We start from the raw sequence: 23,314 nt of genomic DNA on the forward strand, positions 1-23,314 counted from the left end.
ACTACACAGTTAACCTGATGTCAATAGGAATGAATATGTCTTCCAATATGAAAGAGTTTAAAAAGAATTTACTGTCTGCAAGTATCGTTGCAGGAATTTTTATGACTGCGGTACCAGTATACGCAGCGGAAGAAGTGACAAATGAAAAAGACAGTGCTGATAAAATAGAAGTAATTGAGGTCACAGGTATTCGAGGGTCGTTAATTGATGCGATGAACACCAAACGTTTTTCAGGAAGTGTTGTTGACTCAATATCTGCTGTTGATATTGGTAAGTTACCCGATGCAACAATTGCAGATTCACTGCAACGTATTACGGGCATCCAAATCACACGTTCAGGCGGTGAAGGAGCCTTAGTTAACATTCGTGGTAATGGTAACGTAATGACCACGCTGAATGGCGAGCAAATGTTATCTGCAGGTAATGTTACAACCGTGACACCTGATTTTGCTGACATTCCATCTACAATGGTTTCTGGCTTAGATGTTTATAAGTCATCACAAGCCAATAACCTAATTAGTGGTTTGGCCGGAACTATCGATTTACGTACAAACCGTCCGTTTTTACTTGAAGATGGTTGGACTGCTTTAGGTAAAGCAGAAGTAAGCCAAGGTTCATTAGGTAAAGAAACTGACCCATCAATCTCAGCATTTGTTGGTTATAACCTCGATAGCGAATTTGGTTTCACACTAAACGTGTCTAAATCAGACAGCTATTTGGCTGACTATACTACTGGGTCTCAAGGTGGTGAACCTGGTCAATATGGTGGTTGGGCGTTTATGGCGTCAGAGGCGTCTAATTTTGTCCAAGACAATGTAGATGTAAATGGCGATGGCGACTTAAATGACGTGTATTACGGTTTCCAAGGGCATCAAGCCGCTAACCGGTTTATTGACCGTGAACGCACAGGCGTAAACGCTTCGGTTCAATTTCAAATAACGGACGAGTGGAGCATAACGAGTGACGTTTTCTATACAAAACTTAACGAGTATCAATACTTTGCAGGTGTTGTTGCGAGCCAGGCTTGGCAGGGGGTTACAGGGTGGTATACGCCAGAGTCTGTAACTGAATACCCAAATATTACTCAGGTTGATGGTGAGCCGGTGACTAATGAAGGTAGTTTTTACACAATTCAGTCTGCTGATTACCAAGCTAGAGCAGTAAAAACCCATTCTCAAACTTGGGCGACAGAAAAAGAAGCGCTAAATACTAATTTAGAGTTCGCGTATGACAACGGTGAGGCACTTACACTCAGCTTACGTTGGGTGCACGGTGAAGCAAATAACGATATGAGTCGCAGTATTATCGATTCATTTGTAACTTCTGGTTCTCAGATTGGCGATACCTTCCACGGTCCAGGTACTGACTTTATTAGCGATGCTAATCCTTGGGGTTACGATGGCGTAAATGCACGATTGCCAGATGGTACTGAAGTGGATTCATATACCCAAATTCCAGTGAATATTTCGTATTTTGGTGGCACTCAAAATTGGGCCTTCGATGACGTGGTACTAGAAGATGGTTCGACAGAAAAGTTTGGTAGTAACTTAAATCGTTATAGCAATAAGTCGAGTAACCTTTACGGTGAGTTTTCAAATGCAAATCTTGACGTAGTTCGTTTAGACGGCGCTTACGATTTAGAATTGGATGTCGTTGAAATGGTGACATCTGTTGATTTTGGTGTACGTTTAGGGCAACGAGAAGTCACTAAACAAGGCTGGTATGGCGGTGTTGCACGGACAAATGAATACGGTGATGCGTTTTTAGCTCGTTGGAAAGATACAGCTACTCAGGCACCAATTACGTTAGAGTCTTATATTGACCCCATGTCGTTTACCGAGCTTAACGAAAAAGGCATGATTAAAGGCATTAGCGATTTTCATGGAGCAGAAGGGTTAGGCGAGTTGTATTTTATTGACCCAGAAGCGATGAAAGATCCTATCGCTTGGCATAATGACATCTATGGTACAAACGTACTTGTACCAGACGCAGCTAATATCTATAACGTTAAAGAAACGACTTCGTCAGCGTATGTTCAATTTAACCTTGAAGGTGAACTAGCGGGCTTCCCTTACTCAGGTAATGTTGGATTTCGCTATATCGAAACCGAGTTTGATATTACCCAAAGTGAAGGTTTACAGGGCAATTCAGCCGTTTTTAATGGACAATCTTATTTAATTGGCCCAGGGATTTTACAACCTGATGGCAATAAAATTAATACGATTAATAAATATCAGGACTTTTTGCCGGCTCTCAACATCGCGTTTGATTTAACTGAAGAGCAAATTCTTAGGTTTAGTTATACCGAAACAGTTTCTACTCATAACACGGATAGTTTAGCTGGTGGTTTAACCGTTAATCGCGTTAAAAACTGTGCGATAGACAATGCCCAGGGCGAAGAGGTTTTCTGTGCCACTGGCGGCGGCCAAGATGGTAACCCTAATTTACAACCAAATCGTAATGACAACGCCGAAGTGTCTTACGAGTGGTATTTTAGCGAAACCGGTATGTTTAATATTGGTGCCTTTATGGTTAAAGGGAATACTGATTTTAGGACATCACTTATTCAACGTGACGACATTGTAGATAGTGATGGTGTTGTCCGTGGTTACAACTTAACGTCTGGTGAGTTTACCGGTACGGTGCCAATTCAAACGACTGAAACATTCGACATTGAAGGCGACTGGAGTGACCCAGGAGTTGAAGTGGGTTATCAACAAGGATTCGACTTTTTAGACGGATTTTGGAGTGGCTTTGGCGTAACTGCTAACTTTACTTATTCACCAAGTGACAGTAACGATTTGGACTTTTACGGTGGTTCGTTACCCGGCATTGGTAATTCAGAAACCCAAACAAACTTAGCGTTATGGTATGAAAACTACGGCTTACAGGCGCGTATCGCTCATAACTACCGTAGCAAAATGTTTAATGGTGTTAAATATGAAGGTAACTATGCATTTGCTTATTACACCAATGCAACAAACTATATTGATGCCTCAATAAGTTATGACGTTACTCCATTGGTTACTGTGTCTTTTCAAGGCACAAACTTAACTGAAGAGTATCAAGAAAATTACCACCAATGGGAATCAAACATTGATAGCCGTGTTTATGCGGAACGTCGTTTAACGTTTGGTATACAAGTTAAAATGTAATTAATTTAACGATAGAAAAGCCCATATAAATGGGCTTTTTTTTTGCTTTTATTAAAAAACAGTATCGATGTCTAACACAAGAGTTAGTTGGTTTTTCCTTTAAGACGTTGATGTAAATAATAAATGAAATGGAAATAAAGTGTTTATGAAAACAAAAAAAATTGCAGCTATAGGTATCCTTCTATTGTCAGTGCAAGCTAGCGCTAATAAGTTTGAAGGAATTGCTGAAACGCCGCCTATGGGATGGAATAGTTGGAATACATTTGCCTGCGATATTAACGAAGAACTAATTAAAGACATGGCCAACGTAATGGTTTCGTCTGGCATGAAAGCTGTTGGTTACGAATACATTAATATTGATGATTGCTGGCACGGTGAACGCGACAATAATGGGTTTATTCAAGTTGACGCAACGCGTTTTCCATCGGGAATGAAAGCAGTTGCCGACTACGTACATAGCAAAGGATTAAAACTGGGTATTTATTCAGACGCAGGGGATAAAACCTGTGGCGGTAAACCTGGCAGTAATGGTTATGAATATCAAGATGCCTTGCAGTACGCACGTTGGGGAGTAGATTATTTAAAATACGACTGGTGTAATACTGAAAATCTAAAAGCTGAAGGCGCTTATCGCACTATGCGTGATGCCTTATTTTCGGCCAAACGACCTGTGGTATTAAGTATCTGCGAATGGGGCGACAACAAACCTTGGTTATGGGGAGAGGAAATGGGACACCTGTGGCGAACTACAGGTGATATTATCGACTGTTGGGATTGTGAAGTTGACCATGGAACTTGGTCATCGTGGGGCATCATGCGGATCTTAGATATGCAGGATGGTCTGCGTCAATACGCTGGACCGGGGCATTGGAACGACCCTGACATGATGGAAGTTGGTAACTCTATGTCGGTAAATGAAGACCGAGCTCACTTCTCAATATGGGCTATGTTAGCCGCGCCACTTATTGCAGGAAATGACCTAAGAACGATGTCAGTAGAGGCTAAAAACACATTAACAAATAGTGACATTATTGCGATAAATCAAGACAAGCTTGGTGTACAGGCGTTTAAATATAAAGTGGAACACGAGATGGAATATTGGTTTAAACCACTTGCTGACAAGTCATGGGCGATGATGATATTAAATCGTGGTGAGAAGTCACAAAAAGTCCATTTTGACTGGAAAAAAGAAGATGTCGTTGACCCGTTTTTTCCAGTAGAAGGCAATAAATATAAAACCAACTTTATTAATTCACGATTTCAAATAACTGATTTGTGGAATAAAAGATCGCTAGGCACAACCAATAAAGCGCTAACCGTCGAAGTGGCAAGTCATAGTGTGGTTGTTTATCGTCTTGATAAGATCAGCAACAAAGATAAACATTAACTAAAAACTAAAACAGTGCCTTATTGCGTTTAGTTGTGTAAGACAATTTGATAGGTAATATGTTAAATGGGGCTTGGCTGGTGTTGAAACTTCACCTGACTTTATGTGTTTTTCATTCGGCCAAACTCCGCTTATCCATAGGTACAATGCATGTAGCTAAATTTAGTGTTTTGAGCTTCTATTTTTCGATAACCTAATAGCGAAAAACATACTTATTCTACTTATTGCTTGGTGTTAGCTAATTTATGGCCTGAGTTATTTCAATAAGGAATTAATTACGTTATAAATAATATTGTGTCTGGGTGTTGATTTACAACCCCAACAGGTAGGTAATGCCAATTCGATTGGTTGAATTACAGAGGCCAAAGCGTCAAAAATCATATAAGGGAATATAGATGAATTTCACAGGAAATATTATTTCAATATTTTTGTTCCTGCCATTATTTGTTAATGCAAGTAAAGGGACAGAATTAACGGATGAATAAAAGTACACAGTATGGGCCAAACAGATGTTGGCCTCATTAGACCTACAGACTGGTAATATTAAATTACCTAATGCAGTTGCCACCCTAAACGTCCCTGAAGATTTTTACTACTTAAGTCCTGAAGATGCGGAAAAGGTATTGGTAGAAATTTGGGGCAACCCTCCAGGACAAAACACATTAGGCATGTTATTCCCAGCGGACATGACGCCATTTGATCAAACATCTTGGGCAGTCACTATTGAATATGAGGAAGATGGTTATGTATCTGACGAAGACGCAGATGACATTGACTATTCTGAGCTGTTAGTGCAAATGAAGTCAGACACTGATTCGGTCAATGAAGAACGTATTAAACTTGGTTATGGTGCTGTTGCTTTAATCGGCTGGGCTGCTCCACCTTATTACGACGCAGAGAGCCATAAGTTGCACTGGGCAAAAGAAATAAAGTTTGGTGAGCAAGAGATAAATACTCTGAATTACAACATTCGCGTATTAGGTCGAAAAGGAGTTTTAGTACTTAATTTCATCGCGAGTATAGAACAACAAGCGTTAATTGAATCGAGATTAGGTTCGGTGTTGGCGATAGCAGAGTTCGACCAAGGGTCCACCTATCGAGATTTTGACCCAGAAATTGATAACGTTGCCGCTTATGGCCTAGGCGCATTAGTGGCAGGTAAAGTTATTGCTAAAACAGGATTTATTGCCGCTGCAATTATTTTTCTGAAAAAATTTGGGGTCATCTTTATTGTTGCAATAGGGGCATTTTTTAAACGCAAGTTTAAGCGCAAAGAAGCATAGATAAGCTTAAATAATCAAATTAGCAGCTGTACCTATTTTATTTAACATTGGAGGCCCAATGGCCTCCAACTTCTATTTTAAAGCGCATTACTTACTCGTTGTTAACAGCCAAACTCAAGCCGTCTTTACCAATGCATCAACTGTTTTAACGGTTGATAAAAGTCATTTGCAATAACTTTATGGATGTCTTTATTTGGATGATAATCGCAACTATCACCTGGATTATGTTCGGCCAACAACAAAGATACTTCGTCGCTTTTATAATGTTCGACTATTTCCGTTAAGTACATTCTGAGCGTTCGTTTTGCTTCGCCACTTAACATTGGTCCATCGCTAATCGCTATCTTAACGCCTGGGTGGTCGTTGCGTATTTTATATATTAGTCGTCGATAACTTTTAACAAAGTGTTCTTGTTCAGGAAATGCTCCGGCAGCACTTGAGAAGTCATTAGTGCCTAACACGACAACCGCAAGATCCGGGTGATAGTTTTGTTGAGGCCAAAGGCGTTTTTCTATTTGATTGTCATTGTTGTATATGTCACTTTTATGCTGGTCACTGGCCTTTTTGTTAACGTCTAGGTTTGTTTGGTTTCGAAAAGACGTAGCCAATAATCTTGATTTATCTTTGTTGTCTGGTGCGGACAAGAGATAAAAGTCTTCAGCGTTAAGTTCGTTAGTTTTGCCTTGCCATGTTCTTACTACCCCTTTGCCACCAAAACAAACAAGGTGAGCCTGAGCGTCAAATTTTTCACTGAGTAACATGCCAAAGGTTTGTTTGGCATTCCACCAAGCATTAGTTTTTTTGCACTGTTCTTTAGCCAATGGAATAGGGCGGTCAATCGCATCACCACAGGTTATGGAGTCGCCAATAAATAGTATCTTTTTATTTGGTAAGGTCGGGGCGTCTAGTAACTGCCCATCATTAAGCGTTAGGTTATGTAATGTGGTAGTGCCATGCCAGCTTTCTGAACGATGCTGAATAACGACATTATGTTGCTCAATGTTTTGTGACATAAATAATGTTATGTTTTGGCGTTGTTGGGAAATTTTAAAAGATTTAGGTTCTCCACCATCAATACTTATATCGATATAGTTTGTACCATTCGTGCTTGATAGATTTGCCGTGAAGCCTTTTGCTTTCACATTCATTACAAAGGTAACGCCTGGATAACTAAACTGCACAGCGCCGTCCAGGGTTGTTATGGTGCGACCCATAACTGTTATTTTATCGTTGTTGGCTTTTACTATACCCGATTTGTTCTCTGTGGTGACACATGACGTTAAAGTTAGGGTTACAAGACAAGCGGTTAACAACCTTTTAAGTGTTGATTTTAACCTTGTAGATTTGATTTTAGCTACCTTAGCGATAACCAATTTACTTTGTATCGTCATGTTATTTTCCTAATAATACTTTTATGGCGGGTGCCACATGTTTTGCAACGATATGTAAACCTTGGGCTGTTGGGTGAATGAAATCTGCCATTAATGCCTGCGGTATGTCGCCATTTTTATCTAAAAATTTGCTACTAAAATCTAAGAAAGTCACAGACATATCATCAGCAAAATTGTTTATTAATTTATTTGTCTGTGCGACGTACAAACGACTGTTGTTATCTGCGTTTTGAAATAGCGGTAATATACCAAGAGTAAGTACTTTGATGTCTGGGTACATAATTTGTACCTGGGATATAACGTGTTTTACACCTATGGCGACTTCTTCTGGGCTCTGATGTTGATGCAGAAAGTTGTTGGTACCAATCATTATAACTGCAACTTTAGGGGACAAATTACCTTTTAAACCATGTTGTAAACGCCATAGTAAATTTTGTGTCATATCGCCGCCAATAGCAAAGTTAGCAGCTTTGTATTGACTAAAGTATTGTTGATAAACCTCTTGTCTGCCTTCCCCCCAATTCCAACTTTCGGTAATTGAGTCACCTAAAAACAGTATATCTGGAGAGCTTTCGCGGGCTAATTGTAGATGTTCGGAATGACGTTGATACCATGTCGATAATGTCATCCACGAATGATCAATTAGTCTAGGTACAGCGTTGATTGACCGATACTTGTTAGCTTGTGACGGCGTTTTGCCAATTGACATTGCAACATCATGTGCAAAAAGGTTGAAACAACATACAGCAAAAAATCCTAGCAATGGTAAAAGATAACGGAGGTTTATTTTTGTCATTTTTACATGCTCATTAGTTAATTAATTTAATAAACGCGATAAGTTCATTGGTTTTTTCAGTCAAAAGTGTTCGGTCGCCACGAGTTTCTACATTAACTCGCAACAAGGGTTCTGTATTTGACGATCGCACGTTAAAACGCCATTGGTCAAAGCTAATTCCTATACCGTCAATGGACTCGACTTTACATGCTCCATTGGCGTACTTGTTCGATAGTGCTTTGAGAATTTTGTCACTGTTATTTACTGTTAAGTTTATTTCGCCACTGCATGGGAACTGACTGGTGGCTTGATTCACTAATTGTGATAGGGTTTTCCCAGACATACAAAGTAACTCTGTAATTAACAACCAAGGTATATTGCCGTTGTCACAGAAGTAAAAGTCTCTAAAATAATGGTGTGCGCTCATTTCGCCGCCGTAAATAGCGTTTTCAGTTCGCATTCGTTCTTTAATAAATGCATGACCTGTTTTACTTTTTATGCCGATACCGCCAGCTTGTTTTACCGCAACTTCGGTATTCCAATATAAACGCGGATCAAAGATGATATTTTGATTAGGGTTGGTTTTTAATAACTGACTCGCCAATAGCCCAACCAAATAATAACCTTCGATAAATTCACCATGTTCATCAAAGAAAAAACATCTGTCAAAATCGCCATCCCACGCAATTCCTAAGTCAGCCTTATGGTCAATAATAGCCTGTCGTGTCACTGCTCGGTTTTCAACAAGAAGGGGATTAGGAACGCCATTAGGAAACTGACCATCTGGGGCGAAATTCACTTTAATGAATTCAAAAGGTAAAAAGGGCTCGATGGCATCAATAACAGCGCCAGCACCGCCATTACCAGGATTCACTACAATTTTAAGCGGTTTTATTTGGTCAACATCAATAAACGTTAAAAGCTTTTTAATGTAGAAAGCTCTAGGTTGTTCTTGTTGATAACTTCCTTTAGATTGCGGCGCTTGTAATGAATCAAAACTTTGATTAGCAATACAGGCTTTAATTGCGCTTAAGCCTGAATCGCCACTTATGGGACGCGAACCTTGACCTACGAGTTTCATCCCGTTGTAGTTTGCCGGGTTATGACTGGCGGTTACACAAACACCCCCGTCGGCATTAAAAAATGGAACAGCAAAATAGATTTCTTCGGTGCCACATTGGCCGATATCAATTACATTCACGCCACTGTCAATTAACCCTTTAGCGAGAGCTTGGCATATATCTGGCCCAGATAGACGAATATCATGCCCAATGACCACGGTTTTACAGTCTATTATTGTGGCGTAAGCTCGACCAATTTCATAGGCTAATGTTGGATTTAACTCGTCAGGAACAATGCCGCGAATATCGTACGCTTTGAAACAGTTTAATGAATACATAATTTACTCTTTGTTAATTGGGCAATGCCAGATACTGAGGTAATAATGGAGTGTCTTTTGGGACTAAAATCAGACGTCTAAAACCATAACTATTTTTATGTTGATATAATTCAGCATAATAAGCTTGATCAAAACCGCGGTCATGTGGCATGTACCCTTCGGTTTTACCTAAGTGCCATTTTCCCCATGTTGCTATTTTATAGCCAGATTTTTTCATTATATTAGACAACAGCGTTTCGGATAAATTAAGAAAGTCGCGACCGCCGTGGACACCGGAAACCCCCGTTTTATAAAAATCTCTTCCCGTTAACAATGACGCTCGTGTAGTTGAACATACCGGTGTAACTGAAAAGTCGCTAAACTGTACCGATTGTTTGGCAAGTCTGTCTTGGTTGGGTGTATGGATTGAGTCATGATTGTGCAAGGACAAATCGTCATAACCCAAATCGTCCGCTGTAATTAGCAATATATTCGGTCTTTGTTCTGTTGCAAAAGCAGGTTGTAAACATAAAATAAAACAAGTCACTAATAACTGGACGAATAAGACGCCACAATAAGTTATTTTGCGCTTAACTGTGCTCAAAAAGCCAAACCGGCTAGTATTATCTAACTGCATAAATAAGCTCTTTAGGGCTTGATTGAACATAGTTTGTCGCTTCGTAGCCGGCCATTATCAAATGATACAGGGTACTTGCCGGGGCAGTATCGTTGATCACTTCGTTATTATTATTTAATTGATCAATATAACGTCCTTGGTCTGGGTTACGAATAAAATGTTTTAATAACCCCGCGACGGCTTTATTTGCGTCTGATAAATAGTCGTGATCTGATTTGGTATATTGCGCTTGAGCTAAGCTGGCTTTTAGCCACTCAGTCATTGGCCAACAACGTTTGTTACCAGTGGTTACTTTGCTCTTGTGGTTAATCTCGTCAACTAATAACTCGCCCGATTTATCTAAACCGAGCTTTATTGCATTGTGGTATAGCTCGTGACAATATTTATCTACAGGGGCTTGGGTGTATTTTTGATATTCGCGTAATAACCAAACCCATTCCATCATATGACCAGGTTCGACAATATTCCCTTTCTCACCGGCAACAGGTTGCCAATTGTCGGTAAAAAACTCTAATAAAACTCCATTTTCATGGTCAAAAAACTGCGTTTCAAACAAGCAAAATATTTCGCCTGCTTTTGCTAACCATTTACCATCACGCGTAAATTTATATAAGGTAAGAAACGCTTCAAATAAATGCATGTGGGGGTTCTGGCGTCGATAAGGCGAATCGTAGTCACCTTCTTTCCAACCACCTGGGTGATCTTTGAGTTTTATATCAATATCTCCCAATAATAAGTTGGCGGCATTTAACGCATTAAGATCGTTTAGAACATGATAACGCCAGCCATAGGAAAGTAATAAAAAAGCAACATCGTACAAATCTTGATGACGATTAATAATGTTGTGATCTTTATCCAAAATATGAACAAAATGTTGGCCAGTGGGATCTTTTGCGAATCGTAGTAAGTAGGCATTTAAATTGGCAATAAGTTCGGTACCGTTATCAATCCATCCCAAATTTTGAGCGAGAGCAAAAACAAACATTTGTCGGGTTTGTACACGAACGCGTCGATTACTGGTTAAATCTGGGCTGGCATCGGCGTTAAATTTTTCGTAGCTAGCGCCATGTTCATCTATGCCTTGCTGGCTCCAAAAAGGTATCGCTTGATTTTTTAGCCATGATTCAAACTGGTAAATTTTCTCAAAAAGCGAACTAGACATATAAAACCTCAAATTAACGTCATAAAATTAGGGCGTTGGTTAAGGTTGTTCCTTAATCAACTGAACATACTTTGACATATGAAGTGAACCGGTTCAATTGTTATTTTGTTTTAACGGAAATAAAAGTATAAGCCTACTATTTTTAAACATAATTTTAACAGAAGAACGCAACGACTAATTATTGTTTTGGTTAACTGGCTAAAACTCTCGTTAACCCTATGCGTGTTAGGTGGAAAAAACATTCTACCTATTTTAAAGTGTTTGTTATCAGCTTCTTATATTGAAAATGTTATTCGCGTGAACATGCCACCTTTAACAAGTTTATATTAAAATATTTTGGCGGAAATAAGATCCACTATAGGTATAGAAGGCCGGTTGTTACGATTAGGTATGGCGCGCAAATGTTACTGATTCGAGATAACAATTTAAGTTGACAGGCTAAATTATTATTGATTATATACAGTCATCTTGTGAACCGGTTCAAGGGTAGGTGCAAAATAATAATAGAAAATGAGCATAATTTAACAAACCAGATACAAAAATTAATTGTCAGTAACATGACTGTAGAGACTAAAATATGATTTTGAATGATGACCGTCCAAGTTTAAAAGAAAAGGTAGGCTATGGCCTTGGTGACTTTGCGTCATCGATGTTTTGGAAGTTATTTGCTGTTTATTTAATGATTTTTTATACCGATGTTTTTGGTATGTCTGCCGCAGCGGTAGGTACAATGTTTTTGTTGGTACGTGTTTGGGACGCTGCAAATGATCCAATTATGGGGATTATTGCTGATAGAACTAACACCCGTTGGGGAAAATTTAGACCCTTCATATTATTCGGCGCGATCCCATTTGCACTTGTTGGCGTATTAACATTCACCACGCCGGATTGGGCGATGGAATACAAAATTGTTTACGCTTATGTTACGTACAGTTTAATGATGATGGTGTATACGCTAGTAAATGTCCCCTATGGTTCATTGTTAGGTGTTATGTCTTCATACAGCGAAGACAGAACAAGTCTTGCGTCTTTTCGGATGGTATTTGCCTTTGCAGGCGGCATTGCCTCATTAGCTATGGTTGAGCCGTTACTTGCATACTTTAGTACTTTCGGCAGCTCGGAACCCGACATGAAAGCTGGCTGGATGTATACGGTTATGGTGTTTGGCTTGATATGTTCAATTATGTTTTATTTTACGTTTGCCTGGACAAAAGAACGAGTGCAACCGCCGGCAGAACAGCAAAATTCGCTAAAGTCAGATTTTAGAAATCTAGCTAAAAACAAACATTGGTTTATTTTATTAGGTGCGGCCTTATCGACGCTTATTTTTAACAGCATAAGAGATGGCTCTGCCGTTTACTATTTAAAGTACTTTTTTGCGATAAAAGAAATCGATATTTTTGGTATTTCATTTAGTTTGATTGCGACATACCTTGTCATTGGTCAAGCTGCCAATATTGTTGGGGTTATTTTAGCAAAACCGATTTCGACATATATAGGTAAAAAGAATACGTTTATGTACGCCATGTTTATCGCTGCATTTTTAAGTATATCGGTGTTTTACTTGGGTAATGACCAAGTGTGGATGATTTTACTATCCCAAGTTGTGATTAGTATGTGTGCGGGTATTATTTTTCCTTTGTTGTGGTCTATGTATGCAGACACGGCCGATTACTCTGAATTTACGACAGGACGCCGTTCTACGGGGCTTATCTTTTCATCCGCATCGTTTGCCCAAAAAATGGGTTGGACAATTGGCGGGGCTATTACCGGCTGGACATTAGCGTTTTACGGTTATGAAGCAAATGTAGATCAAAGTGAGTCAGCGAAAGAAGGCTTACGAATGATGGTGAGTTATTTACCAGGACTTGGCGCACTGTTGTCTGGGATCTTCATTTATTTTTATAGCCTAACGGATGACGTGGTAGAAGATATTAATATTAAATTACGCAGTGGTGTCACAGCGGTGTCTAATCCTGAATAGAGCGTAAATTAACGTTAACTATGAGACGGGTAAAACAGTCTATAAGATTTTTCAAATAATAATAAAGGCCTAAGCGAGTTAATTCGATTAGGCTTTTTAATGTTTTATTTAATTGCTGAAGTGCTTTCTCGAATAATAAAGTCATACGGCAGTACATATTCGGTTTGATTTGGGTTTTTCCCCTCTAGTAATTGCAGCAATAATTCAGCGGACTTTTCACCAATCTTTTGGGCAGGTTGAGAAATAGTCGTAAGGGCAGGGTTTACGTAACGAGACACCTGTAGATCATCGAATCCTGTGATGGAAATATCTTCTGGTATTTTAAGTCCGTTGTTTAACATGCCTTTCATTGCTGAAATTGCCATGTCGTCATTCATACAAAAAAGCGCTGTAGGCATTTTATCTTTTAGTCGGTAGAAATATTCTGATGCACTTAATCCAGACCAAAAGTTAAAGTCGCCGCCATATATTAATTCTGGTTCAAATTTGATCCCTGCTTTTTCGATTGAATTCCGATAACCTTTTAAACGGTCAATACTGTGTGGGTTATCTTCTAGTCCCGAAATCACCCCAATACGACGATGGCCAAGTGAAATTAAGTAGTCGACTACTTTTTCACTGGCGCCAACGTTGTCGATTCTAACCGAAGGGTACGGTGTGTTTTCACAGCCTCCAGCACTTACTGCGACCACATTCTCTAACGGTAATATTGAACCTTGGTCCATATGCGGACACAAGTTAACTAGACCGTCAGCCAATCGAGTTTCAACCATCTTTATGTATTCTTGTTCCCGTTGTTTTTCACCATTGGTATCACCTAGCAATACACTAAATCCATGTTTGTGCACCACATGTTCTATGCCACTAATGACCTGTGCAAAAAATAAATTGGCAATATCCGGGACTAAAATAACGATGGTTTTTGATTGTTTGTTTCGAAATTTCTGGGAAAGCATGTTTGGTTTGTAATTAAGTTTAGTGATAGCCGCTTGAACTTTAGACAAACTTTTAGGTGACACCGATTTTGGGTCACTCAAGGCTTTTGAAATCGTCCCGGTGGATAACCCCGATTCTTTTGCGACATCTCTAATTGTACTCATACAGATCCTTTCCAAAATATTTGACGGTATTTCGATGAAATTAAAACAATTATTCCGATATTTTAACCTGAATATTCAATCAAGGTGAAATAATTCTAGTAAATAATGACTAAACAATATAAATTACGTAAATGAACCGGTTCATGTTGTGGTTGTTTAGTATTTAGAAGCGTCTGGTAACAGTTGCTTTTTCATTTAGTTGCTGCGGTTCATTTAATACTAATTATTAATGGATTGAGTTTTAAATTTAGTGGCAAGTGCAATCAGCGTTTATCAAGATTTGAAACTGTCCACTCAAGATGAACCGGTTAATTTTAGTGAAGTGACTTAGGCGTAACTCTGTTGCTAAACAGACTATTCAGAGTCAGTTGATAGCTAAATGAAATGTGACTTAAAACAAATACCAGAGAAGTAATTTATGACTAATTTAACATCGCTTACATTTGATAAAAAACTAATGACCTTATTAGCGGATAATGAAGATTTACTTTCATTAACAAACCAACCAGCTAACAAATACAATGGTATTTTTCAGCGGTGGGTAAACCCCATCATTACTCGCGACCATATCCCGTTAAATTGGCGTTATGACTTTAATGAAAAAAGTAACCCGATGTTATTAGAGCGCATTGGCGTAAATGCAACACTCAATTCTGGTGCAATGTTATTTAATGGCAAATATATTGTGGTCGTCCGAGTTGAAGGCAACGACAGAAAATCGTTTTTTGCTGTTGCAGAAAGTGACAACGGTATCGACAATTTTCGATTTTGGTCAAATCCAATCACGATGCCGGAAACCGAGGAGCCGGATACCAATGTTTATGATATGCGATTAACAGCCCATGAAGATGGTTTTATCTATGGATTGTTTTGCACTGAGCGAAAAGATAAAACATTAATGGAGAATACCAGTGCTGCTGAAGCACAATGTGGCATTGCTCGCACCAAAGACTTAGTTACATGGGAACGCCTACCAGATTTAATCACCTATTCAGGACAGCAGCGAAACGTTGTATTACATTCTGAATTTGTTGATGGAAAATATGCTTTATTTACAAGGCCACAGGACGGCTTTATTAGTGTGGGCGGTGGCGGTGGCATAGGGTGGGGTTTGACTGAATCTATGGAAAATGCCGAAATCAAAGACGAAGTTATTGTCGATTCAAAAACCTACCACACAATAAACGAAGTTAAAAACGGGCAAGGTCCTGCACCGCTTAAAACAACGGAAGGTTGGTTGCACTTAGCTCACGGCGTGCGTAACACCGCAGCGGGTTTGCGATATGTGTTATACGCCTTTATGACAGACTTAAAACAACCGTGGAAAATTATTCACAAACCAGCAGGGCATTTAATCGCCCCAGAGGGGTGTGAGCGAGTGGGCGATGTATCCAACGTGGTATTTAGCAACGGTTGGATTGTTAATGACAATGGTGATGTTCATATTTATTACGCTTCGTCAGACACACGTATGCATGTAGCAACCACGTCTATCTTACAGCTCATCGACTATTGTAAAAATACACCCGAAGATGGTTATCGTTCCGCATTATCGGTTAATGCCATTAATCAACTGATTTCCCAAAATGAACATCACCAACAATAAGGAAATACGGATGGACAACGTATTGTTTTCAAAAAAATCTGCGGTCACTGAGCTCTCTGCGATTAGTGAATGGTGGTTAAAAAACACTTTAGATCACCAACACGGCGGGTTTGTTGGACAAGTCGACTTTTGGGGAAATATCGTTGAAGGTGAAAGAAAAGGAATAGTACAAAACAGCCGTATCTTGTGGTTTTACAGTGAAAGCGCCATGTTTAGTGGCAAGGACGATGACAAAAATGCTGCGGACAGAGCGTTCGAATATCTAATAAGCTATTTTGATGATATTGAAAATGGCGGTGCATTTTGGGAAGTGTCATCAACCGGTGAATTGGTCAATGGTAAAAAACAGACCTACGGGCAGAGTTTTTGTATTTATGCTTTTTGTGCTTATTACCGATTAACAGGAAACAAACTAGCTGTAGAAAAGTCGATGGAATATTTTGAGCTAATTGAAAAATATGCTCGAGATAAAAAGTGTGGTGGTTATGTAGAAGCTTATACACAAACGTGGCAACCCATCGACGATTTTCGACTTAGTGATAAAGATTTAAATGCACCTAAGTCAATGAATACGCATTTACATGTGTTAGAGGCTTATAGTGCGTTATATGCAGTTAAGCCAGAAGCAAAGATAAAAGAAGCGTTGGCACATGTAATTGACGTTTTTAATGATTTTATAATCGATAAGTCGACTAACCATTTAAAGTTGTTTTTTGATATGCAATGGCAAGATATTTCAAAAACGGTGTCTTATGGTCATGATATCGAGGCCAGCTGGTTACTTTGGGAAGCCGTTGAAATATTAGGCGACAGCAATAAATTAGCCTACTTCAAACCGATTATTATCTCATTAGCTGAAACGTGTTTAAATGAAGCCATAGGTGAACATGGCCAAGTTTGTGATGAATATGAAATAGCATCACAAAAACGTCACGAAGAAAGTTACTGGTGGGTTCAAGCTGAAGCATTAGTTGGCTTTTTAAATGTCTACTATTTAACTGGTGAAGCTAGATATATCAAAGCTTGCAATGACATATGGGTATTCATTAATAATCATCATATAGACGCAAAAGCAGGTGAATGGCATTGGCTTTCAAATATGGATAATAACCAAGGATCTTGTATTTATAAGGCGGGATTTTGGAAAGCACCGTATCATAACGGTCGCGCTATGATGGAAGTAGCAAAATTATTCGATTTAATCAAAGGGGAATAATAATGTTTAAATTAGTCAGTTTATTAATTATGTTGTTATTTTCTTTAACAAGCTTTGCGGGGTTTGAACATTTTATTTCCCGAGATGGGCATCAACTAAGAGATGGCAACAAGATCTTTCGTTTTGCCGGACTAAATGCCCCTGAATTACATCGTATTGAGGATGATGTTAAGGGCGTTTGTAAAGCAGATCGCCGAGGTTGGGGGCAATTTTTTAAATGGCCAACATCTGACGAGCAACAAAATTGGATAAAAGCGCTCGTTAAGTCGGGACATAAAGCGACTCGAATTTATGTACTTTCCGTTGAACACCCAGACGATATTGCATGTACTCGCGAGTCTCACATCCTCAAACCTGTGGATACGAAAAAGGGTAATAACCAAATTGCAATGCCGGTGCTAAATGAAACCGCAATGGTGGTGTACGACCAAATGATCGCTCACGCCAGTGAGCAAAAGCTAAGATTGATTTTGCCTTTTATTGACCATTGGCAGTGGTGGGGTGGACGTCAAGAACTAGCGGCATTTTACGATGAAACCCAAGACGACTTTTATAACGTAAACAGCAAAACATTTAGCGCTTATTTAGATATTATTAAGCAAGTTATCACTCGAAAAAATACCATCACCGGTCGTTATTATTATCAAGAAAAAGCAATAATGGCTTGGGAAACGGGTAACGAACTAAAAGACAGTACGGCTGAATTTGTGGCTTTGACGGCGGCACATATAAAGTCTTTAGCGCCCAACCAACTTGTGGTTGATGGCAACTATTTGTCAATTTTAGAACATTCACTGAATGACCCAAATATTGACATTATTAATAATCATTTTTATACAGTTAACGACAATAACAAGCCGCAAACTATTAAAGATGATCTAGCAAAAATAGCCGGTAAAAAAGTCTATTTAGTTGGTGAGTATGGTTTGAAACCAATCAAAGGTATAGCTGAGATTATGCACACCGCCACTCATTTTGAACTTAATGGCGCACAAGCGGCAGGGGCCTTTATTTGGGGATTTCGAGGTCATCGTAATGACGGTGGTTTTTATTTTCATCGGGAAGGTAACAGCCCTTATTACAGTTACCATTTACCGGGCTTTGACGCCGGTAAAGATTATCAAGAACTCGAAGTGACAAATCTTATTCGATTGGCTCAGGCACAAATGGATGGGTTGTCGAAAGCGCCTCAATTGCCCGTTCCTGAACCGCCAGTTATTAGGGCGATTTCACCGGACCGAAAAATTACTTGGATGGGGTCACCTTTAGGAAGAAGTTATCGAGTTGAACGAAAACAGATAAATGGATCAAAATGGCATGTTATTGGCGATAATATCTCTGATGGTAAAAACAAGTTTGATCCAACATTAGATACCTTATTTCAAGATACCGAACGGTTAACCCCTGGGCAAACATTCCTCTATCGTATTGTTGCGAAAAACGAAAGTGGTGAGTCTGCACCGTCAAATGAAATTGAACACAAGGTTATTGCTCCAAATAGCTTTATACAAACCATTAATGGCCAGTTTAAACGCGACGGCAAACCTTACTATTTTATTGGCACCAACTATTGGTATGGACCTTTAATTGCGGCAAAAAATGGTGACCGAAGTCGCTTAACGTTAGAGTTAGATCAATTACAACAAATTGGTGTAAACAATTTACGTATTTTAGTGGGAGCTGATGGCGGAAATGGTCATTCTGTTGTTAAACCTGCGTTACAATTTCAGCAAGGTAAATACGACTTAACTTTATTAGAGGGTTTAGATTATTTATTAGTTGAAATGAAAAAACGGAACATGGTTGCTGTTTTGTATTTAACCAATAATTGGATCTGGTCAGGTGGTATGTCGCAATACCTAAATTGGAATGGTTACGGCGACGTGCCAAACCCATTTAACGAAGATACAACATGGGCTGATTACATGTCGTATACCCAACAGTTTCATCGTTGTATTCCGTGTACAAATGCCTTTTATCGTCATGTAGAAAAAATAGTTACTCGAACAAACTCGATAACAGGCCAGGCATATAACACAGACTCAACTATTATGTCGTGGCAATTAGCGAATGAACCTAGGGTATTTACCCAAGCTAATTACGAGCCATTTAAAGAGTGGCTCGATACCTCAGTAGCACTGCTTAAAAAACTTGCACCGTTTCAACTGGTTTCAACGGGTAATGAAGGTGCAGCAGGTAGTTTAAATCGTGTCGATGTTTATCAAAAATTGCATGATAATCCGAATATTGATTATCTGACGATGCATATCTGGCCAAAAAATTGGAACTGGTATCAAAAATATGACAAAAATAACAATGATATTCAGGCTGAATCAACTTTGGTTGCTATTGAAAAAGCAAAACAATATATGGCTGAGCATGTTAACGTTGCCGTTGAATTAAACAAACCTATAGTGTTATCTGAGTTTGGTTTTCCGCGTAATTTGGAACGTTTAAAGCCAAATACATCTACTGTGTATCGAGACAAGTTTTTTGCGAGTATTTTTGATCTGGTGCTAAAAAGCAAAAACAACAGTCAGGTGTTAGCGGGACTTAATTTTTGGGCATATGGCGGTAATGGGCATGCAAACCCTGACCATAATGGTGTTTGGCATTTAGGCGACGATTATATGGGTGACCCAGCGCAGGAACCACAGGGACTAAACAATGTCTTTTCGACGGATAAAAAAACTTTATTATTAGTTGAAGAACTGAATATTAATTTGCATAACTAACTTTGTATTAAAAGGTCAGAAGAGAATATCGATTGTCCGTACCTGACCTTTTAATTATCTTACTGCTTTAGTGTTTTTTGATTCTCAATTCATCTATTTTAATATAAACATGCCTTAATTCATGATTTTAAGAGTGTTGTTCAGGACTTTGTCCGTGACGACACTTTTTTGGCGTTATAAAATAGGGCAAAAGAAAACAACACTTCAATTATGCCACCGACAAATGCACCGGTTATAAAGGCCGCGTTAAAAACTATGCATAGAGCACCCGCCAGCATTAGCGCGGCACCAAGTACCCAATACAACTTATTACCGTATAACGTTTGAAACATTAGATAACGCACCCCAATGGCCAATAACATTATGGGGTAAAACCAAGTCGCTTGGTTTTGTGCGATGGCAAATGCGATAAATAAGCCAACAAACAAGATAACGGTAGTTTCCATTGCGAGTTTACTGAGGGGATTATTACTGTGGTGTGCGCCACTACGTTGTAGTAATTTAGCGAGAACAATTGAAAGTGGGAAGATAACCATGCCACCAAAAAACAGGGTAAGCATACTATTTTTATCGGTAGAAAATAGAGCAACCGAGGCCGCGATACACCAAACAATGCCGGAGACTAAAACCCCTGTAGCCCCGCCAAAATAGGCAATATCCATGTCGTTTTGAGCGTCGTTAAAATTCACTATCAAGTCCAAATTGAGCGGTCAGGAATACCAGCGCTAACTGGCTACCTGACCTTATATAGCTTTAGTTGTAGGTGTAGTTGCGACTGAACTAGTCAAGCGCTACAGTAAATGACGTATTTGTTGACGTACCCGACGGAGCGACCACTTCGATTGAAACTTCTGCGGTATCGGTTTCTCCGACATTATTCTTTAATGTGAATGTCATGAAAGCCCCACCATAACCATCAGGGTCGAGAGTACCGACCGTATCAGCGATACGCAGTTGAGTTGTTCCTGATAATTCGCCAGCAGTTGTTGTAACGCTAATCTGCGTCCCGACTGCCATGGTTTGCATTGCATTGTCTGAAATGGCAAGTTTGTAACTCGCAAAATCATTTCGAGCGATGGCTGTTGAAGAACTTATTGATTCATTGCCATAGTTTTGGGCAAGAACGGCATCATTCGACAATTGCGTTACTTTTAAATAGGCATTACTACTTGAAGTAATCAGTACGCCAGCGCGTCTTATATGTATGAGTTTATTCGCATCATCTGAGCACAATGTCGTGCTGTTGCAATGTGGTCCATTAAAGTAACCGTCGCCGATATCATGGGCCGCATTTGAATTGTAATCAAAGAATTTTTCGCCACTGTCGTAGAGCATATTTTCATTGTCGTCACGCCATGCATCTTGTAGGTCAATAAAACCAGAAGTGAGTTGGGTGTCTGGACGCTGGAACCCTGAATCAACAGCATCCATGTTCCCAATTAAATTGTTTGCAACAGTGCCGTCTGCGTCACCCATGATATTATCGCCGTTCACATCAAAAAAGGTTTCATGACCAATGGCATAAGCTAATATTGTCGCTCGGTGGTTATCTAAAAACGGTTCTTGGCTGGTCCACATAACAGAACACTTACCATTGATTGTATTGCAATGTGACTCAATTGCACCACCTTCGGTTGTAAAATTTATGGTAGTGCCATCGGGAATAGGGTTGTTGAAGCTGTCAGCCAAATAGGCACTTACAATGACTTGCTTGCCTACGATATTTCGAGCTTCTGGGTTTGTTTCGGAAAATGCAATTGTGAATGAATCTTGATCAGGAAGGCCGGTATTTATTGACAATAAATCAGATTGAGTAGAAATATTGATGTCGTTTTCCAGTGCAACCGTCGCATTGACTCGTACTGAAGTTGGAACGGTTCCTGAGAGCACTATTGCGCTAACAAGACCATTAGAATTGGTCGTTCCGGAATCGTTTACTAGTTTTATATCGCCTACTTTTGATGTTAGCGAGAATTCTACTTTTTGTTGTTCAATTGGGTTGCCTAGTTCGCCTCGGACTAAAAATGTGATCGTTGAAAATTCTTGTTGGCCTTGACCGCCAGCGCCTTTAATTACTATTGATTCCGGTGAGGCACTCACAAACTCTATTGAGCCTAAGCCTTCTGGCAACAAAGTGATATCGTGAGTAATTACATAGTCTTTAGAATTAACAGTGATGGTCGCGATAATTGTATCAACATTACCGGAATTACCCGCACAACTAATGTCTTTATAAGTTGCTTTAAACGTGCCTTTAACACTTGTTATTGCGGTGTCTATTGATGCTTTGTCGTTGGCGGCACAAGTTGACGTAAAGCTTGCTGTTATTGAGTCGGTAATCAGTTCATGTGCATCGTCTACGATTGAAAATTCAATTCCAAGTGTTGCCCCTGCGTTTATTGTCGCTGGTGTTTCAAGACTTGGATCAGGTTTAAATTGATCAAGAATAAAGGTATTTGAATCATCAAAATAACCTAAGTTAACGCTTTCTACATTTACGCCTGCAATCACTTCGTAGGCTATGGAGTCAGAATTTGACACTGAGTTAACTTCAGCTTGGGCCGACGCAAATCCAGCGCCTAATGTTGTGTCGGTCGTAAGACTAACGGTTGCAATCCCATTACTATTAGTTAAAGCAGAAGGGGCCTGTAAAGCGCCTAATTCAGCAGTAAAAAATACTGGCGTATCAACAATGGGCGCATTGTCTTTATCAGTTAGCGTAGCCTGTAATTGCGCTGAGTTTTGTTCACGGATACGGTTTGTTACTATTCCCGTGCTGTCTACAATGGAAAGTGCGATGTTAAAACTGTCTTCTTCTACAACAACAGTTGTTGCGTCTACCACCTCAAATAAGATATCAGTTTGCAAAACTTCTTCGTCGACGGTTGTTGATATTGTCGCGGTTACAATACCAGTTGAGATCCCTGTCGTATCGACGACAAATTCTGTGGTGCCATCAGAACCGGTTAATCTGGCATCAGATGAGGCGGTACCTTTATTTGATGAAAATTCAATAGCATGATTAGTTATTACCCCTTTGTCGGCATTGGTTAGTTTTACTTTGATAATAGCCGATGCGCCAAGAGAAATTATATTTGCAGAGGTATCCTCTGAATTTGTCAATGTGACAGACAAAATACCATTAGTACCTGTCACTTCTAAGTCTGCGGTTGACGTTTCCGTGTCACTACAACCAAATAAAATTGACGTGAAAAACAATACGAATAATAACTTTAGGTTTACCATGATTTTCCATTGAATTAATGTTGATTCAGTAACAGATTTAAACACTTAGCTAGACAACCTGCAACAAAATAAAGGTTTGTTTTATCTTAATTTCTGCTTTGTTTTTAAGGCAAATATGCATATTTTTATGTCACAAGTATAGACAAACATATGGGGATTGTGACGCCGTAAATATAAAATATTTTAGAGGCTTAGGTAGCAAATCGGTTAAAAATTTGTGGGGATAAAGATTGAATGTAACTAGTAGAGGGCAAGTCAA

General features: G+C 39.3%; 15 protein-coding genes. 7 read left to right on the forward strand and 8 right to left on the reverse strand.

Going from position 1 to position 23,314, the window contains the following annotated elements:
* Positions 1 to 35: 35 nt before the first annotated feature.
* From Q4575_RS00140 to Q4575_RS00150, 3 genes are all read left to right on the forward strand, one after another.
* The gene (locus Q4575_RS00140; RefSeq protein WP_303520922.1) at positions 36 to 3,155 is read left to right on the forward strand and encodes a TonB-dependent receptor; all 3,120 of its coding nucleotides are present in this window, start codon (positions 36 to 38) and stop codon (positions 3,153 to 3,155) included.
* 145 nt (positions 3,156 to 3,300) lie between these two features.
* A complete protein-coding gene (locus tag Q4575_RS00145) occupies positions 3,301 to 4,542 on the forward strand; it encodes a glycoside hydrolase family 27 protein (protein ID WP_303520924.1) in 1,242 nt (413 codons plus the stop codon).
* A 509-nt stretch (positions 4,543 to 5,051) separates the two neighbouring features.
* Positions 5,052 to 5,825, forward strand: coding sequence for a DUF2167 domain-containing protein (locus Q4575_RS00150; RefSeq protein WP_252736534.1), 774 nt, complete (start codon positions 5,052 to 5,054; stop codon positions 5,823 to 5,825).
* Positions 5,826 to 5,950: 125 nt separating this feature from the next.
* Here Q4575_RS00150 and Q4575_RS00155 read toward each other — a convergent pair whose 3' ends face one another.
* From Q4575_RS00155 to Q4575_RS00175, 5 genes are read right to left on the reverse strand one after another with little or no spacing between them, the layout of a single operon-like run.
* On the reverse strand, positions 5,951 to 7,216 hold the full coding sequence (locus Q4575_RS00155) for a GDSL-type esterase/lipase family protein (protein ID WP_215963093.1): 1,266 nt from the start codon (positions 7,214 to 7,216) through the stop codon (positions 5,951 to 5,953).
* A 1-nt stretch (position 7,217) separates the two neighbouring features.
* Positions 7,218 to 8,012 carry a GDSL-type esterase/lipase family protein gene (locus Q4575_RS00160; RefSeq protein ID WP_303520927.1) on the reverse strand — a complete coding sequence of 265 codons (795 nt, stop codon included), beginning with the start codon at positions 8,010 to 8,012 and terminating at the stop codon, positions 7,218 to 7,220.
* A gap of 13 nt (positions 8,013 to 8,025) precedes the next feature.
* Positions 8,026 to 9,390, reverse strand: a complete 1,365-nt coding sequence (locus Q4575_RS00165; protein WP_215963095.1) for a phosphomannomutase — start codon at positions 9,388 to 9,390, stop codon at positions 8,026 to 8,028.
* 13 nt (positions 9,391 to 9,403) lie between these two features.
* Positions 9,404 to 10,006 (reverse strand): sulfatase-like hydrolase/transferase, encoded by a 603-nt coding sequence (locus Q4575_RS00170; RefSeq protein ID WP_215963096.1) that lies wholly within the window; start codon positions 10,004 to 10,006, stop codon positions 9,404 to 9,406.
* Positions 9,993 to 11,168 (reverse strand): AGE family epimerase/isomerase, encoded by a 1,176-nt coding sequence (locus Q4575_RS00175; protein ID WP_215963097.1) that lies wholly within the window; start codon positions 11,166 to 11,168, stop codon positions 9,993 to 9,995. Before Q4575_RS00175 ends, Q4575_RS00170 begins: the two co-directional genes overlap by 14 nt.
* Before the next feature lie 577 nt (positions 11,169 to 11,745).
* Here Q4575_RS00175 and Q4575_RS00180 point away from each other — a divergent pair.
* Positions 11,746 to 13,152, forward strand: coding sequence for an MFS transporter (locus Q4575_RS00180; RefSeq protein ID WP_252736533.1), 1,407 nt, complete (start codon positions 11,746 to 11,748; stop codon positions 13,150 to 13,152).
* Positions 13,153 to 13,256: 104 nt separating this feature from the next.
* On the opposite strand, the gene Q4575_RS00185 is transcribed toward Q4575_RS00180, so the two are convergent.
* Positions 13,257 to 14,252, reverse strand: coding sequence for a LacI family DNA-binding transcriptional regulator (locus Q4575_RS00185; RefSeq protein WP_215963098.1), 996 nt, complete (start codon positions 14,250 to 14,252; stop codon positions 13,257 to 13,259).
* A 418-nt stretch (positions 14,253 to 14,670) separates the two neighbouring features.
* Between Q4575_RS00185 and Q4575_RS00190 the strand changes: the two genes are divergently transcribed.
* The 3 genes from Q4575_RS00190 to Q4575_RS00200 are packed head-to-tail and all read left to right on the forward strand — an operon-like array spanning position 14,671 to position 19,809.
* Positions 14,671 to 15,858, forward strand: a complete 1,188-nt coding sequence (locus Q4575_RS00190) for a glycosidase (RefSeq protein ID WP_215963099.1) — start codon at positions 14,671 to 14,673, stop codon at positions 15,856 to 15,858.
* A 10-nt stretch (positions 15,859 to 15,868) separates the two neighbouring features.
* Entirely contained in the window at positions 15,869 to 17,074 is a 1,206-nt protein-coding gene (locus Q4575_RS00195) for an AGE family epimerase/isomerase (protein WP_303520932.1), read from the forward strand.
* Positions 17,075 to 17,076: 2 nt separating this feature from the next.
* Positions 17,077 to 19,809: a hypothetical protein gene (locus Q4575_RS00200; protein WP_215963101.1), complete on the forward strand. Its 2,733-nt coding sequence runs from the start codon at positions 17,077 to 17,079 to the stop codon at positions 19,807 to 19,809.
* A gap of 140 nt (positions 19,810 to 19,949) precedes the next feature.
* Here the strand turns inward: Q4575_RS00200 and Q4575_RS00205 are convergent, their stop codons facing one another.
* Together Q4575_RS00205 and Q4575_RS00210 are read right to left on the reverse strand one after the other, a co-directional pair.
* Positions 19,950 to 20,498 (reverse strand): hypothetical protein, encoded by a 549-nt coding sequence (locus tag Q4575_RS00205; protein ID WP_215963102.1) that lies wholly within the window; start codon positions 20,496 to 20,498, stop codon positions 19,950 to 19,952.
* Positions 20,499 to 20,589: 91 nt separating this feature from the next.
* On the reverse strand, positions 20,590 to 23,055 hold the full coding sequence (locus Q4575_RS00210; protein ID WP_303520933.1) for an Ig-like domain-containing protein: 2,466 nt from the start codon (positions 23,053 to 23,055) through the stop codon (positions 20,590 to 20,592).
* Positions 23,056 to 23,314: the final 259 nt, after the last annotated feature.

It is taken from the genome of Psychrosphaera sp. 1_MG-2023, from assembly GCF_030548245.1.
Taxonomy (GTDB): Bacteria; Pseudomonadota; Gammaproteobacteria; order Enterobacterales; family Alteromonadaceae; genus Psychrosphaera; species Psychrosphaera algicola.

Coding starts and splice junctions, on each gene's coding strand:
- Q4575_RS00155 (WP_215963093.1), bottom strand. CDS start 7,216: ATGACGATACAAAGTAAATTGGTTATCGCTAAGGTAGCTAAAATCAAA.
- Q4575_RS00195 (WP_303520932.1), top strand. CDS start 15,869: ATGGACAACGTATTGTTTTCAAAAAAATCTGCGGTCACTGAGCTCTCT.
- Q4575_RS00200 (WP_215963101.1), top strand. CDS start 17,077: ATGTTTAAATTAGTCAGTTTATTAATTATGTTGTTATTTTCTTTAACA.
- Q4575_RS00140 (WP_303520922.1), top strand. CDS start 36: ATGTCTTCCAATATGAAAGAGTTTAAAAAGAATTTACTGTCTGCAAGT.
- Q4575_RS00150 (WP_252736534.1), top strand. CDS start 5,052: ATGTTGGCCTCATTAGACCTACAGACTGGTAATATTAAATTACCTAAT.
- Q4575_RS00180 (WP_252736533.1), top strand. CDS start 11,746: ATGATTTTGAATGATGACCGTCCAAGTTTAAAAGAAAAGGTAGGCTAT.
- Q4575_RS00210 (WP_303520933.1), bottom strand. CDS start 23,055: ATGGTAAACCTAAAGTTATTATTCGTATTGTTTTTCACGTCAATTTTA.
- Q4575_RS00145 (WP_303520924.1), top strand. CDS start 3,301: ATGAAAACAAAAAAAATTGCAGCTATAGGTATCCTTCTATTGTCAGTG.
- Q4575_RS00175 (WP_215963097.1), bottom strand. CDS start 11,168: ATGTCTAGTTCGCTTTTTGAGAAAATTTACCAGTTTGAATCATGGCTA.
- Q4575_RS00185 (WP_215963098.1), bottom strand. CDS start 14,252: ATGAGTACAATTAGAGATGTCGCAAAAGAATCGGGGTTATCCACCGGG.
- Q4575_RS00170 (WP_215963096.1), bottom strand. CDS start 10,006: ATGCAGTTAGATAATACTAGCCGGTTTGGCTTTTTGAGCACAGTTAAG.
- Q4575_RS00165 (WP_215963095.1), bottom strand. CDS start 9,390: ATGTATTCATTAAACTGTTTCAAAGCGTACGATATTCGCGGCATTGTT.
- Q4575_RS00160 (WP_303520927.1), bottom strand. CDS start 8,012: ATGACAAAAATAAACCTCCGTTATCTTTTACCATTGCTAGGATTTTTT.
- Q4575_RS00190 (WP_215963099.1), top strand. CDS start 14,671: ATGACTAATTTAACATCGCTTACATTTGATAAAAAACTAATGACCTTA.